General features: G+C 72.9%; 13 protein-coding genes. 7 read left to right on the top strand and 6 right to left on the bottom strand.

The features are described 5' to 3' along the window. Positions 1–120 precede the first annotated feature (120 nt). From Q2K16_RS31330 to Q2K16_RS31340, 3 genes are all read right to left on the bottom strand, one after another. Complete coding sequence (locus Q2K16_RS31330) at positions 121–1,086, bottom strand: permease prefix domain 1-containing protein (protein WP_302742170.1); 966 nt, start codon at positions 1,084–1,086, stop codon at positions 121–123. Then, positions 1,083–1,424 carry a PadR family transcriptional regulator gene (locus Q2K16_RS31335; RefSeq protein WP_302742172.1) on the bottom strand — a complete coding sequence of 114 codons (342 nt, stop codon included), beginning with the start codon at positions 1,422–1,424 and terminating at the stop codon, positions 1,083–1,085. The genes Q2K16_RS31330 and Q2K16_RS31335 overlap by 4 nt, the downstream gene beginning before the upstream one ends. Before the next feature lie 122 nt (positions 1,425–1,546). Further along, positions 1,547–2,161, bottom strand: a complete 615-nt coding sequence (locus Q2K16_RS31340; protein ID WP_302742174.1) for a hypothetical protein — start codon at positions 2,159–2,161, stop codon at positions 1,547–1,549. A gap of 136 nt (positions 2,162–2,297) precedes the next feature. Between Q2K16_RS31340 and Q2K16_RS31345 the strand changes: the two genes are divergently transcribed. Both Q2K16_RS31345 and Q2K16_RS31350 read left to right on the top strand, forming a co-directional pair. Continuing rightward, entirely contained in the window at positions 2,298–3,269 is a 972-nt protein-coding gene (locus Q2K16_RS31345; protein ID WP_302742176.1) for a serine/threonine-protein kinase, read from the top strand. An 11-nt stretch (positions 3,270–3,280) separates the two neighbouring features. Further along, entirely contained in the window at positions 3,281–3,778 is a 498-nt protein-coding gene (locus Q2K16_RS31350; RefSeq protein WP_302742178.1) for a hypothetical protein, read from the top strand. On the opposite strand, the gene Q2K16_RS31355 is transcribed toward Q2K16_RS31350, so the two are convergent. After that, positions 3,775–4,296 (bottom strand): RodZ family helix-turn-helix domain-containing protein, encoded by a 522-nt coding sequence (locus tag Q2K16_RS31355; protein WP_302742180.1) that lies wholly within the window; start codon positions 4,294–4,296, stop codon positions 3,775–3,777. The genes Q2K16_RS31350 and Q2K16_RS31355 overlap by 4 nt on opposite strands. Next, the gene (locus Q2K16_RS31360; protein ID WP_302742182.1) at positions 4,289–4,828 is read right to left on the bottom strand and encodes an RNA polymerase sigma factor; all 540 of its coding nucleotides are present in this window, start codon (positions 4,826–4,828) and stop codon (positions 4,289–4,291) included. Before Q2K16_RS31360 ends, Q2K16_RS31355 begins: the two co-directional genes overlap by 8 nt. 195 nt (positions 4,829–5,023) lie before the next feature. Here Q2K16_RS31360 and Q2K16_RS31365 point away from each other — a divergent pair, with 195 nt between their 5' ends. The 4 genes from Q2K16_RS31365 (at position 5,024) to dnaE (ending at position 12,086) form a co-directional block, all read left to right on the top strand. Next, positions 5,024–6,001 (top strand): hypothetical protein, encoded by a 978-nt coding sequence (locus Q2K16_RS31365; RefSeq protein ID WP_302742185.1) that lies wholly within the window; start codon positions 5,024–5,026, stop codon positions 5,999–6,001. 141 nt (positions 6,002–6,142) lie between these two features. Continuing rightward, positions 6,143–6,796, top strand: coding sequence for an acyl-CoA-like ligand-binding transcription factor (locus Q2K16_RS31370; RefSeq protein WP_302742186.1), 654 nt, complete (start codon positions 6,143–6,145; stop codon positions 6,794–6,796). Between the two features lie 10 nt (positions 6,797–6,806). After that, positions 6,807–8,387, top strand: a complete 1,581-nt coding sequence (locus Q2K16_RS31375; protein WP_302742188.1) for an MDR family MFS transporter — start codon at positions 6,807–6,809, stop codon at positions 8,385–8,387. Between the two features lie 168 nt (positions 8,388–8,555). Continuing rightward, positions 8,556–12,086: a DNA polymerase III subunit alpha gene (gene dnaE / locus Q2K16_RS31380; protein ID WP_302742190.1), complete on the top strand. Its 3,531-nt coding sequence runs from the start codon at positions 8,556–8,558 to the stop codon at positions 12,084–12,086. A gap of 37 nt (positions 12,087–12,123) precedes the next feature. Here the strand turns inward: dnaE and Q2K16_RS31385 are convergent, their stop codons facing one another. Further along, complete coding sequence (locus Q2K16_RS31385; RefSeq protein ID WP_302742192.1) at positions 12,124–12,984, bottom strand: SPFH domain-containing protein; 861 nt, start codon at positions 12,982–12,984, stop codon at positions 12,124–12,126. Between the two features lie 153 nt (positions 12,985–13,137). On the opposite strand from Q2K16_RS31385, the gene Q2K16_RS31390 reads away from it, so the two are divergent. Further along, the gene (locus tag Q2K16_RS31390; RefSeq protein ID WP_302742194.1) at positions 13,138–14,175 is read left to right on the top strand and encodes an aminotransferase class V-fold PLP-dependent enzyme; all 1,038 of its coding nucleotides are present in this window, start codon (positions 13,138–13,140) and stop codon (positions 14,173–14,175) included. Positions 14,176–14,195 lie beyond the last annotated feature (20 nt).

The raw sequence follows: 14,195 nt of genomic DNA on the forward strand, positions 1-14,195 counted from the left end.
GGGCGGGGCCGGGGCACCGGCGGGCCGGCCGGCGGGGACGTGCTCCCCGCCGACCGGCCCGTTGTGCGTGGTACCGGTCCCGGTCCGACGTCCCCGTGTGCGTCGGACCGGGACCGGGGTTCAGGCGTCGGTCCCGGCGGCGGCCGACCGACGGGCCTTGAGCACGCTCTCGGCGACGTCCCATGCCGTGACCGCCACGATGACCACGACCGTGACCCGCGAGGTGACGCCGAGGCCGTCGCCGTCGCGCAGCCAGCCGAACCGGGCGACCAGGTCCGGGTTGAGCAGCCGGTCGGTGAGCACCAGCCAGCTCAGCGGTACGGCGAAGGCCAGGTCGAGCAGGGCGTTGGCCGCGACGAGCGGCCAGGTCCACCGGCCGGTGCGGTACTTGACCAGTTCCAGTGCCACGGTGGCCACCAGCACGGCGGCGAGCACCGGCAGCCAGGACGTCCACAGCGCCGGGTCGAGCAGCGGGATGCGCGTGCCGTCGGTGCCCCGGGCCCAGGACCGGAAGTGCTGCCAGGGCAGGAAGGCCAGGGTGAGCAGGATCATCGCCACCGAGGCGCAGGTGTCGGAGAGCCGGATGTCGCGCTCCACGGGTGTCTCGGGTAGCTGGTCGACGTTCCACTCGGGCAGGTCGAGGGAGGCGTTGGTGCGTTCCAGGATCGCGAAGCTCAGGGTCACCCAGAAGGCGATCTGCACGGCGGTCTGGAAGGCCGCGGTGATGCCCGACCCGATGGCCCCGCCCGGGTTGTCGCCGACGGTCGCCTGCACCACGCCGACGATGACGCCCACCGCGCCGGGGATGACGGTCAGCAGCCGGCGCAGCAGCCGCTGCCAGATCAGGTAGTAGGCCGGGCCGATGAGTTGGAGCCGGCGGTCGGCGTAGCGGGCGGCCAGCCGCTCGGGGTGGCCCAGTTCGGTGAGCACCTCGCGTTCGGCGGTGGTCGGGTCCTGCCCGCCGCCGACCCGGTCGTCGACCATGTCCGCGATGGCGGCCCGCAGTTCGGTGGCGATCTCCTCCCGCCGTGGCGCCGGCACCGCCCGCAGGGTGGCCGCGAGGTAGCGGTCGGTCAGGGTGCTCATCGGTCGACTCCTTCGATCAGCCCGGTCACGGAGGTCTGCACGGCGGCGAGGTCGTCGAGCAGCCGGGCCAGCACGGTCTCGCCGTCGGCGCTGGTCCGGTAGAACTTGCGCGGTCGGCTCTCCTCGGTGTTCCACTCGCTGGTCAGCAGCCCCTGTTCCTCCAGCCGCCGCAGCAGTGGGTAGAGGGTGTTGGCGTCGACCGGGAAGCCGTGCCCGGTGAGGCGTTGCAGCAGCGCGTAGCCGTAGTCGGGTTCGCGCAGGGCCAGCAGGCTGGCGACCACCACCGTGCCGCGGCGCAGCTCCTGGAGATGGGTCCGCAGAACCTCCTCGTTGACCATGCGTCACACCATACTGTGTGTCACACACTAATGTCGAGTGAAACGGCAATGTGGGGGGCGACACCATGCGGACCGGGGCGTCGGGAACCCCGCCACCCCGGCCCGGCCCGGTCCGGGGTGGGTCAGCAGGGGCGGCCCTGCCGGAAGGCCCGCTCGACGTGATCCGCCGTGCCGGCCTGGAAGTAGCCGACGCCCGGCCGGATCGGGTGCCCGGTGAACAGTTCGACCCGGTTGCCGAACCGCACCAGGTACGCCGTGGCGTCCCCGGCGTCGTTGCGGATGAACGTGCCCCGGGTGCCGTAGATCTGCGCCACCTCGGCGAAGGACATGCCCACGCCCGCCCCGGCCGGCGAGCGGGGCGGCGCGGTGGCGGTACCCACCTCGACCAGCCGCCCGTTGCGGAAGGCCACCATGATCTTCCCGGCCCACTCGCCGGTGACGCCGGCGACGACCACGCCCTCGCAGTCGACGGCCGTCCAGTCGATCAGTCCGGCCGCGGTGAGCCGGGTCAGTGACGCGCCGATCCGGAACGGGCCCGCGCCCCGGACGCTGAGCAGGTCGGTGTCGCCGGTGGACCGCACCGGGAGGTCGCTCGACCGCAGGTCGACGGCGACGCCCGGGGCCCGGTCCACGGTGGACCCCGGCCGGACGCCGGGGTGCGCCCCGGCCGGCACGGCCGGCGCGACGACGACCAGGGCCAGCGCGCCGGTGAGCAGGATGGTGCGGAGACGATGCATGACAACTCCTTCGCGGGTACGGGTCTGTCGTTCTGTTGGTCTCCGCCCGCCCGGGATCCGTTCGTCGGTTTTCCGACCGGTTCCGGCGGACCCCACCACCCGTCGACGCCGGTTACCGTGCGGTGGGGGTGGAACGATGGGCACTCCGGCGTGGATCGGGCCCTACCGGGTGCAACGGCTGCTCGGTACGGGCTCCTTCGCGACCGTCTGGCTCGGCCACGATCCCGCCCTCGACTCCCGGGTGGCGATCAAGGTGTTGGCCGAGAACTGGAGCCACGACCTGCGGGTCCGCGAACGCTTCCGGGACGAGGCCCGGCTGCTGCGGCGACTCGACCACCCCCGGCTGGTACGGGTGCACGCCGTCGGCGAACTACCCGACGGCCGGCCGTACGCCGTGCTGGCCCTGGCCGACGGCGGAAGTCTGCGGGACCGGCTGGCCGCCGGGACGCCGCCGGTGCCGCCGGCCCTGGCGCTGCTCGACGATATCGCCGCCGGGGTCGCCGTGCTGCACCGGGAGCGGGTGGTGCACCGCGACCTCACCCCGGGCAACGTGCTGTTCACCTCGACCGCCGACGGGGAACGGGTGGTCATCGCCGACCTCGGGTTGGCCAAGGCGCTCGCCGCCGCCTCCGGGTTGACCGCCCGCGCCGGCACGCCCGGCTACATGGCGCCCGAACAGGACGATCCGCTGGCCGTGGTGGACACCCGCAGCGACGTGTTCGGGCTGGGGCGGCTCGGCCTGCGGCTGCTCGGCGGCCCCGGTCCCCGGCCGTGCCTGGACGGGGTGCCCGCGCCGGTGGTGGCGGTGCTGCGTCGGGCCACCGCGCCCCACCCCGCCGACCGTTACCCCGACGCGGACGCCTTCCGGGCGGCGCTGCGCCGGGCCGCCGGGCCACCCGACGGCCCCGCCACCCCGCAGTCCCCTCCGTGGCCCCGCCCCGCCGACGCCCGGCACCACACCGTCGGCAGCGGGGAGCCGCTCCGTCCCCGGGCCGCGCTCCCTCCGGGGGAGGCGCTCCGACCGGGGCGGGCGCGGCCGGCCGGGCGGGTCCGCCTGCCGGTCGCCGGGCGGCCCACCGGCTGGGGCTGGCCGGGGTCGGTGCCCTGATCCTGGTCGCGGTGGGCACCACCGGGGGTGATGCCGCCCGGTCCACGGTCGACGGCCGGTGGGGACGCAGCGGGCCGGTGAGCGTGCTCCTGCCGGCCGGCTGGCGGGCCGCCGGGACGGGCTGGGCCGGCCGGTACGACGCGCGCGGGCGGCTGGAACCGGCGCTTGTCGTCTCGCCCGACCCGGGACGGTGGGCGACCGACCCGACCGTGCCGGGGGCCTTCGTCGGCCTCTCCGCGACCCTGGGCCGGCGGTCCACCCCGGCGGACTTCGTCGCGCAGCGTCCGCACGCCGACTGTGTTGCCGCCCCGGTGCGGCGGGTCCGCCGGGGCGTGACGGTCTGGGTGGTCGCCCGCTTCGCCTGCCCGGCGGGCCGGCCCGTGCTGGTCGAGGCGGCCACCCGGGCGGGCCGGGCGGGGCTGCTCTACGTGCAGGTCGTCCCGCCGCCGGGCAGCGGGCCGGACGTCGTCGACGCGCTGCTGGCCGGGGTGCGGGTCCGGCCGGCCTAGACGACCACCACCGTGACCAGGTACGTCCTCCCGTCGTACGGGATGGTCACCCCGACCGTGCCGGGGCGCAGGAAACGGAGGTCGACCACGGCGGCCTCGTAGTTCTGGTCGACCAGGTCCTCCCGGTCCACCGTGACCTCGCCGGGGCCGATCCCCTGGAGCCGGAGCACCCCGCCGACGCTCAGGCACAGCGACCTCACCAGCGCCAGCTCGGTGTCGGCGAGGACCAGGTCGTAGCGGACCGGGCCCAGGCAGGCGCTCGGCCGGGGGCTGGCCGACGGGGGCCGGGTGCCCGGGGTCCGCTCGGGAGTGGACGGTGGCGGCGCGGGCCGCGACGGCGTCGCGCCCACGCTGCCCGGGACCGGTCCGGGCGGGGTCGGGGCCACGGTGGTCGCCGCCGGGGTCGCCGGGGAGGCCGTCGGTGGCCGGACCGGGAGCGGGGCGACCGGGGCCGCGCAGCCCGTCACCGGTACGAGCACCAGCGTGGCGGCCAGCCACCGGCCGGTCCGCTCAGCCACCTGTCAACCGTTCCCGGACCTGGCGGCGGGCCTGGTGGACGCGGGACTTCACGGTGCCCTCCGGCAGGTCGAGCAGGGTGGCGATCTCGCGGTAGGACAGGCCGAGCAGGTCGCGCAGGGTCAGCGCCTCGGCCACCTCGGGGCGCACCGCGTCCAACGCGTCGAGCAGGTCGAGCCGGGTGCCGGCGACCACACTGGTGCGGCGGGGATCCGGTGGGTCGGGCAGCGGCACCCCGCCGGCCTCGACCTGCCAGCGTCGGCGCAGCGTCCGGTACGTCGACCGGGCCCGGTTGGCGGTGAGCCGGTACAGCCAGGTGTGGAACGACGAGCGGCCCTCGAAGCGTCCGATGCCCCGGGCCACCGCGAGCAGGGCGTCCTGGCAGGCCTCCTCGGCGTCCTCCCGGTGGGGCAGCAGCCGGCCGCACAGCCGCAGTACCTCGGGGCGTACCGCCGTCAGCAGCGCGTCCAGCGCCCCGGGCTCGCCCCGGGCGGCGGCCCGGGCCAGGTCGTCGATGTCGTCCGCGAGGAGCATGGCCGTCCCCCCGACCGCCGTGGTGTGGTGCCGTCGAGGCTAGGCCGCCGGGACCGACCGGGCCACCCTCCATTATCCGGAATCTACTACTTTGACATTTAGATCCGTTTAGCCTCCATTTCAGATAATCCTCCCGATCGTCGGGAGGACCCGAACAGAGGCGAGATCGTGAAACTGGTAAGTCGAATGGCATCAGTGGCGACAGTGGTCGTCGCCGGCACCGGGATCGCCGGCTTCATCGCGCTGGCGACCGGGGGACCCGCCGTGGCCGCGCCGGGTGACGCGAGCGCGCGGGGCGTGGTGGTCGATCTCTCCGCCAGCGTCCTCGGTGTGCCGGTGGTCGGCGCCAACGCCACCATCGGCAGCGCGACCGCACCGGCCGGTGGGGGCACCGATTCCAGCACCGGCCTGGCCGTGGTGGTCCCCGGTGCCGTCGGGGTCACCGCCAGCGGCACCGTGCTGGAGGTCAGCGCCACCCGGGGTCAGGACGCGTCCCTGGCCAACTCCGACGTGGCCGATCTGGCTCTCGGCGTGCTGGGCGTGCCCGTCCTCGACGCCGAGCTGATCACCGCGGCGGTGAACTGCCCGCGGGTCGGGACCCCCACGGCGGACACCAACGTCGTCGGGCTCAGCCTGTTCGGCACGCCGGTCGTGCTGGTGCCGAACACCCCCGGGGTCACCGCGAGCACGGCGGTGACGGTGCCCGGCCTGACCGGGGCCAGCCTCACCGTCACCCTCACCGGCGTCGAGACGGTCACCGCCGACACCGCCGCCGCCGTCGCCGTACGGGCCAGCGTCCAGCTGACCGGCTCGGTCGACGGCGGGGAAGTGGTGGACATCCCGGTGGGCACGGTCATCGTGGCGGAGGCGGCCTGTGAGCGGCCGTTGGCCCCCACGTCGCCGACCGCCAGCCCGACCCAGCCGACGGCGTCCCCGACCCAGCCGACCGCCTCGCCGACGGTCTCGCCCACGCAGCCGACGGCGTCGCCGACGCTGACGCCGACCGCGCCGTACCCGACGCCGACAGAGCCGACGGCCCAGCCGCACCTGCCGGTGACCGGGGGCAGCGCCGCCGGCCTGCTCGGGATGCTCGGTGCCGGCGTCGCGATGGTCGCCACAGGTGCCGTCGTGCTGGTGATCAGCCGCCGGGCACGTCGTACCACTGGCGCATGACCCACGCCGGTCCGCGCTGACCCGTGGACCGTGGGCCCCGGGCGACCGCCCGGGGCCCACGGTCGTCTCCGGCCCCCGCCGAGTTTCATGTCACACTGCGCAAGTTTGCAGGCTCTGCATTTTTGTTCGTAGGCTCCCCCGGTGACCAGCGACGAGGGACTCGGGCGGCGGGACCGCAAGAAGCGGCAGACCCGCGCCGCACTGGCCGCCGCCGCGCTGCGCCTGGTCGCCGAGCGGGGGCTGGACCAGGTCACCGTCGAGGAGATCAGCGAGGCGGCGGACGTCTCCGCCCGGACCTTCTTCAACTACTTCGCCACCAAGGACGACGCGCTGGTCGGCGACACCGAGGGCGACCGGGAACGGGTGCTGCGGGCGCTGGCCGCCGTACCGGCGCAGGTGCCGGCGCTGACGGCGATCCGGTCGGCCCTGTCCGGCGCGATCGACGACGTGGAGGGCGACGCCGCGTTGTGGCTGCTGCGGATGCAGGTGGTGATGCAGCATCCGTCGCTGCTGGCTCGCCTGGTCTCCGGCAACGCGGAGACCGAGCGGGCCATGGTCGAGGCGCTCGCGGCGCGGACCGGCCACGACCCGGACGACGGATATCCCGCCCTCGTGGTGGCGGTCACCGGGGCGGCGCTGCGTACCGCGATGGTCCGCTGGGCCACCGGGGGCGGGTCCCGGTCCCTGGCCGGGCTGCTCGACGAGGCGTTCGCCGCCGTCGCCGCCGGGCTGCCCGACCCCCGTACCCCCGACCGGCCCGGCGCGACCGCGTCGGGCGCGCATCCCACCCTGTGAGGAAACGTCCATGACCGCAACTGCCGCGTCGACACCGCCCGAGGCGGGCGCCGGCCGGATGTCCCGCCGGGAGGTCCTCCAGGCCCTCTCCGGCCTGATGGTGGGCATGTTCGTGGCGATCCTCGCCTCGACGGTGGTGGCGAACGCGCTGCCGCGCATCATCGCCGAACTCAACGGCAGCCAGACCGTCTACACCTGGATCGTCACCACCGAACTGCTGGCGATGACCGCCACCGTGCCGCTGTGGGGCAAGATGGCCGACCTCTACAGCAAGAAGCTGCTCATCCAGCTCTCGCTCGGCCTGTTCGTGCTCGGTTCGTTGATCGCCGGGCTCGCCCGCAACGTGGAGACCCTGCTGGCCAGCCGGATCGTGCAGGGCGTCGGCGCCGGCGGCATGACCGCCCTGGCGCTGATCGTGATGGCGGCCATGATCCCGCCCCGCGAGCTGGGCCGGTACGCCGGCATCTTCGGCGCCGTGTTCGGCGTCGGCACGATCGCCGGCCCGCTGATCGGCGGCGTCCTGGTCGACACCTCCTGGCTCGGCTGGCGCTGGTGCTTCCTGATCGGCGTGCCGTTCAGCCTGCTGTCGATCGTCCTGCTCCAGCGCACCCTGCACCTGCCGGTGGTCCGCCGCCGGGCCCGCATCGACTGGTGGGGCGCGCTGCTGATCACCGCGGGCGTGTCCACCCTGCTGGTCTGGTCGTCGCTGGCCGGGCACCGGTTCGCCTGGGCCTCGGGCTGGACGGCGCTGATGGTCGTCGGCGGGCTGGTGCTGCTGGCCCTGGCGGTCTGGGTCGAGTCGAGGGTCGCCGAGCCGATCATCCCGCTGCGGATCTTCCGCAGCCGTACCGTCACGCTGACCACGGTCGCCAGTGTGCTGGTCGGGGTGGCCCTCTTCGGCGGCACGGTCTTCCTGTCGCAGTACTTCCAGACCTCGCTGGGCAAGTCGCCGACCGTCGCCGGCCTGATGAGCCTGCCGATGATCCTCGGCCTGCTGATCTCCTCCACCGTCGCCGGTCAGCTCATCACCCGCTTCGGCCGGTGGAAGGTCTACCTGGTGGCCGGCGCGGCCGTGATGACCGTCGGCATGCTGCTGCTGAGCACCATCGACGCCGACACCGGCGTGCCGCTGCTCTCCCTCTACATGGCCGTGCTCGGCACCGGCGTGGGCATGCTCATGCAGAACCTGGTCCTCGCCGCCCAGAACGACGTGCCCGCCCACGAACTCGGTGCGGCCACCTCGGTGCTGACCTTCTTCCGCAGCATGGGTGGCGCGATCGGGGTCAGCGCCCTCGGCGCGGTGCTGGCCAACCGGGTCACCGGCCTGATGACCGAGCGGCTCGGCCCGGCGGCCGGCGTCACCGGCGGCGGAACCACCGAGGTGCCCGACCTCTCCGCGCTGCCCGCCCCGGTCCTGGCGATCGTGCGGGACGCGTACGCCACCGCCACCTCCGAGCTGTTCCTCATCGGTGCCCCGATCGCCCTGCTCGCCCTGGTCGCGGTCGTGTTCATCAGGGAGAAGCCGCTGCACGAGGTCAGCGGCGACGCGCGGGCCGAGCAGGAGGCGGCGGCCCTGACCGCGCTGCACTAGCCGCCCCGACCCCGGTCCCGACCGGCGTCCGCGCCGGCCGGGACCGGGGTCGGTCGCACCTGCCGGGAGCGCCCCGGAGCGGCGTGCGGGACGCTCTCCGGCCGGCCGGTAGGGTGGGCCGGTCGACTCGACAGCAGGTCTGATCCACACCGCCGGGGGGCGTCACGCATGGGTGATTCGTTCGCGCATCTGCACGTGCACACCGAGTACTCGATGCTCGACGGGGCGGCCCGGCTGAAGGACCTCTTCGCCGAGGCCAACCGGCTGGGGATGCCGGCGGTGGCGATCACCGACCACGGCAACATGCACGGCGCGAACGACTTCTACAAGCAGGCGATGGCCGCCGGCGTCACCCCGATCCTCGGCGTCGAGGCGTACGTGGCGCCGGAGTCGCGTTACCACAAGGCCCGGGTCAAGTGGGGCCGGCCGGAACAGAAGAGCGACGACGTCTCGGGTAACGGCGCGATCACCCACAAGACCATGTGGGCGCGCAACGCGCAGGGCCTGAAGAACCTGTTCACCCTCAACTCCCGGGCGTCCATGGAGGGGCACTACGTCAAGTGGCCCCGGATGGACATGGAGCTGATCGCCGAGCACGCCGAGGGCATCATGGCCACCACCGGCTGCCCGTCCGGCGCGGTGCAGACCCGGCTGCGGCTCGGCCAGTTCGACGAGGCGCTCAAGGTCGCCGCCGCCTACCAGGACATCTTCGGCAAGGAGAACTACTTCCTGGAGGTCATGGACCACGGGCTCTCCATCGAGCAGCGGGTCCGCGAGGATCTGATCACCATCGCCCGCAAGCTGGACATCCCGCCGGTGGTCACGAACGACTCGCACTACACCCACGAGGCGCAGGCCGAGGCGCACGACGTGCTGCTCTGCGTGCAGACCGGCAGCAACGTCGCCGACCCGAACCGGTTCCGCTTCGAGGGCGGCGGCTACTTCGTCAAGTCCGCCGACCAGATGCGCGCCGTCGACTCCTCGGAGTTCTGGCAGCAGGGCTGCCGCAACACCCTGCTGGTGGCCGAGAAGGTCGACCCGAGCGGGATGTTCGAGTTCCACAACCTGATGCCGCGGTTCCCGGTGCCGGAGGGGGAGACCGAGGAGTCCTGGTTCCGCAAGGAGACCTTCAAGGGGCTGGCCCGCCGTTACCCCGGGGGCATCCCCGAGGGGCACGTGGTGCAGGCCGAGTACGAGCTGGGCGTCATCAACCAGATGGGCTTCCCGTCGTACTTCCTGGTGGTCGCCGACTTCATCCAGTGGGCCAAGAGCCAGGGCATCGCGGTGGGCCCCGGGCGTGGCTCGGCGGCCGGGTCGCTCGTCGCGTACGCACTGGGCATCACCGACCTGGACCCGATCCCGCACGGGCTGATCTTCGAGCGGTTCCTCAACCCCGAGCGGGTCTCGATGCCCGACGTCGACATCGACTTCGACGAGCGTCGGCGCGGCGAAGTGATCAAGTACGTGACCGACAAGTGGGGTGAGGACAAGGTCGCCCAGATCGCCACCTTCGGCACGATCAAGGCGAAGGCCGCGATCAAGGACTCGGCCCGGGTCCTCGGCTTCCCGTACGCGGTCGGCGACCGGATCACCAAGGCGATGCCCCCGGCGGTGATGGGCAAGGACATCCCGCTCACCGGCATCTTCGACCCGAAGCACCCCCGGTACGCCGAGGCCGGCGAGATCCGGGGCCTCTACGAGTCCGACCCGGACGTCCGCAAGGTGATCGACACCGCCAAGGGCATCGAGGGGCTGATCCGGCAGACAGGTGTGCACGCCGCCGGCGTGATCATGTCCGCCGAGCCGATCATCGACCACATCCCGCTGATGCGCCGGGACGCCGACGGGGTGATCATCACCCAGTTCGACTACCCGACCTGCGAGTCGCTCGGGCTGTTGAAGATGGACTTCCTCGGCCTGCGCAACCTGACGATCATCGACGACGCGGTCAAGAACATCCAGCTCAACCACGGCCGGGAACTCGACCTGCTGAGCCTGCCGCTGGACGACAAGCCCGCCTACGACCTGCTCGCCCGGGGCGACACCCTTGGGGTGTTCCAGCTCGACGGCGGGCCGATGCGCTCGCTGCTGCGGCTGATGAAGCCTGACAACTTCGAGGACATCTCGGCCGTGCTGGCGCTCTACCGGCCCGGCCCGATGGGCGTCGACTCGCACACCAACTACGCGCTGCGCAAGAACGGCCTCCAGGAGATCACCCCGATCCACCCGGAGCTGGAGGAGCCGCTGCGGGAGATCCTCGCGCCCACCCACGGCCTGATCGTCTACCAGGAGCAGGTGCAGCGCGCCGCGCAGATCCTCGCCGGCTACACCCTCGGCCAGGCCGACCTGCTGCGCCGGGCGATGGGCAAGAAGAAGAAGGAGATCCTCGACAAGGAGTTCATCCCGTTCCGCGACGGCTGCCGCGAGCGCGGCTACTCCGACGAGGCCATCCAGGCCGTGTGGGACGTCCTGGTCCCGTTCGCCGGGTACGCCTTCAACAAGGCCCACTCGGCGGCGTACGGCCTGGTGTCGTACTGGACGGCGTACCTCAAGGCGCACTACCCGGCCGAGTACATGGCGGCGCTGCTGACCTCCGTCGGTGACGACAAGGACAAGATGGCGCTCTACCTGTCGGAGTGCCGCCGGATGCGTATCCAGGTGCTGCCGCCGGACGTGAACACCTCCGCCGGCCCGTTCACCCCGGTCGGCAAGGACATCCGCTTCGGCCTGGCCGCGGTGCGCAACGTCGGGGCGAACGTGGTCGCGGCGATCATGCGGTGCCGCGACGAGAAGGGCGAGTACGCCGACTTCTACGACTTCCTGTCCAAGGTCGACGCGGTGGTCTGCAACAAGAAGACCATCGAATCCCTGATCAAGGCGGGCGCGTTCGACTCGCTGGGGCACACCCGCAAGGGCCTGCTCGCCGTGCACGCCGACGCCATCGACGCCTTCGCCGACGTCAAGCGCAAGGAGGCGGTCGGCCAGTACGACCTGTTCGGGGCCGGCTTCGGTGACGCCGACACCGGCAGCACCACCGTGATGCCGACCATCGGCGACGCCGAGTGGGACAAGCGGGACAAGCTCGCCTTCGAACGCGAGATGCTCGGCCTCTACGTCTCCGACCACCCGCTGTTCGGCCTGGAACACGTCCTGGGCGCGGCGGCCGACACCACCATCGCCGCGCTGTCGGAGGAGGGGACCGTGCCCGACGGCGCGGTGGTCACCCTGGCCGGCATCCTCTCCGGCGTGCAGCGCCGGGTCACCAAGCAGGGCCGGGCCTGGGCGTCGGCGGCGCTGGAGGACCTGGCCGGCGGGGTGGAGACGCTGTTCTTCCCGAACACCTACGAGGTGATCGGCCAGTACATCGCCGAGGACGCGATCGTGGTGGTCAAGGGCCGGGTGGACCGGCGCGACGACACCCCCCGGATCATGGCGATGGACATGTCCATGCCGGACGTCAGCAGCACCCCCGGCAGCAAGCCGGTGACGCTGACCATCCCGGTGCACCGCTGCACCCCGCCGCTCGTGGAACGGCTCAAGGAGACCCTGGTGCTGCACCCGGGCGACACCGAGGTGCACGTCAAGCTGCTCAACGGCGGCAAGGTGACCACCCTGCGGCTCGGCCCGTTCCGGGTGGCCGCCACCACCGCACTGATGGGTGACCTCAAGAGCGTCCTCGGCCCGGCCAACGTGAGCTGACCCGCCGGGCGGTGGCCGCCACCGCCCGGCGCACCTGTCACTTGCCGCCGGTCACGATCCCCGGGTTGATGCACAGCCCGGGGGTGCTGCCGTTCTTCTCGGCGATCTCCAGGCAGCGGGACACCTTGTCGACCTTGGCGTTGGTCTCGGTGATCTGCTTCTGGATGTCGGCGTTGCGGCGGTCCTGTTCGAGGTTACGGGTCTGGGCGAGCTTGTCCTGGAAGGCCTTGATGTTGCCCTCGGTCTTGTCGTCGTGGTTGACCCGGGTGATGGTGACGGACAGGATGTCGACGTCGCCGGAGAGCCGGCCCTCGGCGTTGCTCCGGATGCTCTCGGCGAACGGCTTGAGGTCGACGTTCAGGTTCCCCGTCCGGGCGTCGATCTTCTCCAGCGGGTTGTACGTGGCGAAGGCGTCGTTGACCGCGCTGTCGAGCTGCACCCCCACCCGCTGACCCCGGAAGCTCTCGAAGTCGCCCTTGTAGTCCATGAACTGCTTCGGCGCGTTCTCCGGCTTGACCTGCCACTCGATCAGCACCTCGACGCAGGCGTCGGCGAGCGTGCCGGTCCGTACCCGGACGCACTGGTCGCCGCCGATGTGGTCGTACTTCTGCCGGCCGGCGTCCCACTCGCCGACCTTCTGCCAGGGGGCGACCCACTTGAGCCCGGAGCCGGTGACCTCGCCGGTCGGCTTGTTGAAGCTGGTGACGATGCCGACCGAGCGGATCGGCACGGAGTGCGCGCTGGCGCCGATCCCGAACAGCAGCGCGCCGGCCAGGCAGCCGAGCGCGACCAGCGCGGAGGTGCGCTTGACGCCCCGGTGGCGGGCGAGGAGCAGCACCGCGCCGGCGACCAGCGCCCCGACGGCGAGAATGACGGCGAACGTGAAGCCGACGGGCACGGGGCATCACCCTTCCAGGGAGAGCGTCGCTGTGTGGATCATCAACCTAGGTCAGCCGGTCAAGCCGGTGCCGGTCGGGTGGCCGGCGGATGCGGGCCACCACCGGCGGATTGGTGCTGACCGGGCGTGCGGTGGTGTCACTAGCCTCGACGCATGGAGTTGGCGCAGGCACGCGAGCTGTGGCAGCCGGAACCCGGCTGGTTGAACACCGCCACCTACGGGCTCCCGCCCGAGCCGGTCTGGACGGCGGTGCAGGAGGCCCTGGCCGACTGGCGGGTGGGGCGTACCTCCCACGAGGTGTGGGAGGAGGCGACCGGGCGGTCCCGGGAGGCGTTCGCCGGCCTGGTCGGGGTGCCGGTGGCCGACGTCGCGGTCGGCGGCAGCGTGTCGCAGCTGCTCGGGCCGATCGCCGCGGCCCTGCCCGCCGGGGCCACCGTGGTCGTCCCCGAGGTCGAGTTCACCGCGAACCTCTTCCCCTGGCTGGTGCAGGAGGAGCGCGGGGTGCGGGTGCGCACCGTGCCGCTGGCCGGCCTGTGCGACGCGATCGACGCCGGCACCGACCTGGTCGCGTTCAGCCTGGTGCAGTCCGCCGACGGGACCGTCGCCCCGTACGCCGAGATCGTGGCCGCGGCCCGCGCGCACGACGCGCTGGTGGTGGTGGACGCCACCCAGGCGTGCGGGTGGCTGCCGTTCGACGCGGCGCTGGCCGACGCGGTCGCGGTGGGCACGTACAAGTGGCTGGTGTCGCCGCGCGGCTCGGCGCTGGCCTACCTGGCCCCGGGGCTGCGCGAGCGGATGCGTCCGGACGCCGCCGGCTGGTTCGCGGGCAAGGAGCCGCTGTCCACCTACTACGGTCCGCCGCTGCGGCTGGCCGACGACGCCCGCCGGTTCGACAGCTCCCCGGCCTGGTTCAGCTGGGTGGGCACCGCCCCGGCGCTGGAGCTGGTCGCCGCGCTCGGCCCGGCGGCGATCGGGGCGTACGACGTGGCGTTGGCGAACCGGTTCCTGGCCGGGCTGGGCCGGCCGCCGGGGCACAGCGCCATCGTCGCGGTGCCGGTGCCCGACGCGCGGCAGCGGCTGGCGCGCGCCGGGGTGCGGGCGGCGGTGCGCGCCGGGCAGGTCCGGGTCGCGTTCCACCTCTACACCACCGAGGCGGACGTGGACCTGGCGCTGGAGGCGCTCACCGGCTGAGCCACCGCAGTTTTTCCCCG

It is taken from the genome of Micromonospora cynarisoli, from assembly GCF_030518815.1.
GTDB lineage: Bacteria > Actinomycetota > Actinomycetes > Mycobacteriales > Micromonosporaceae > Micromonospora > Micromonospora wenchangensis.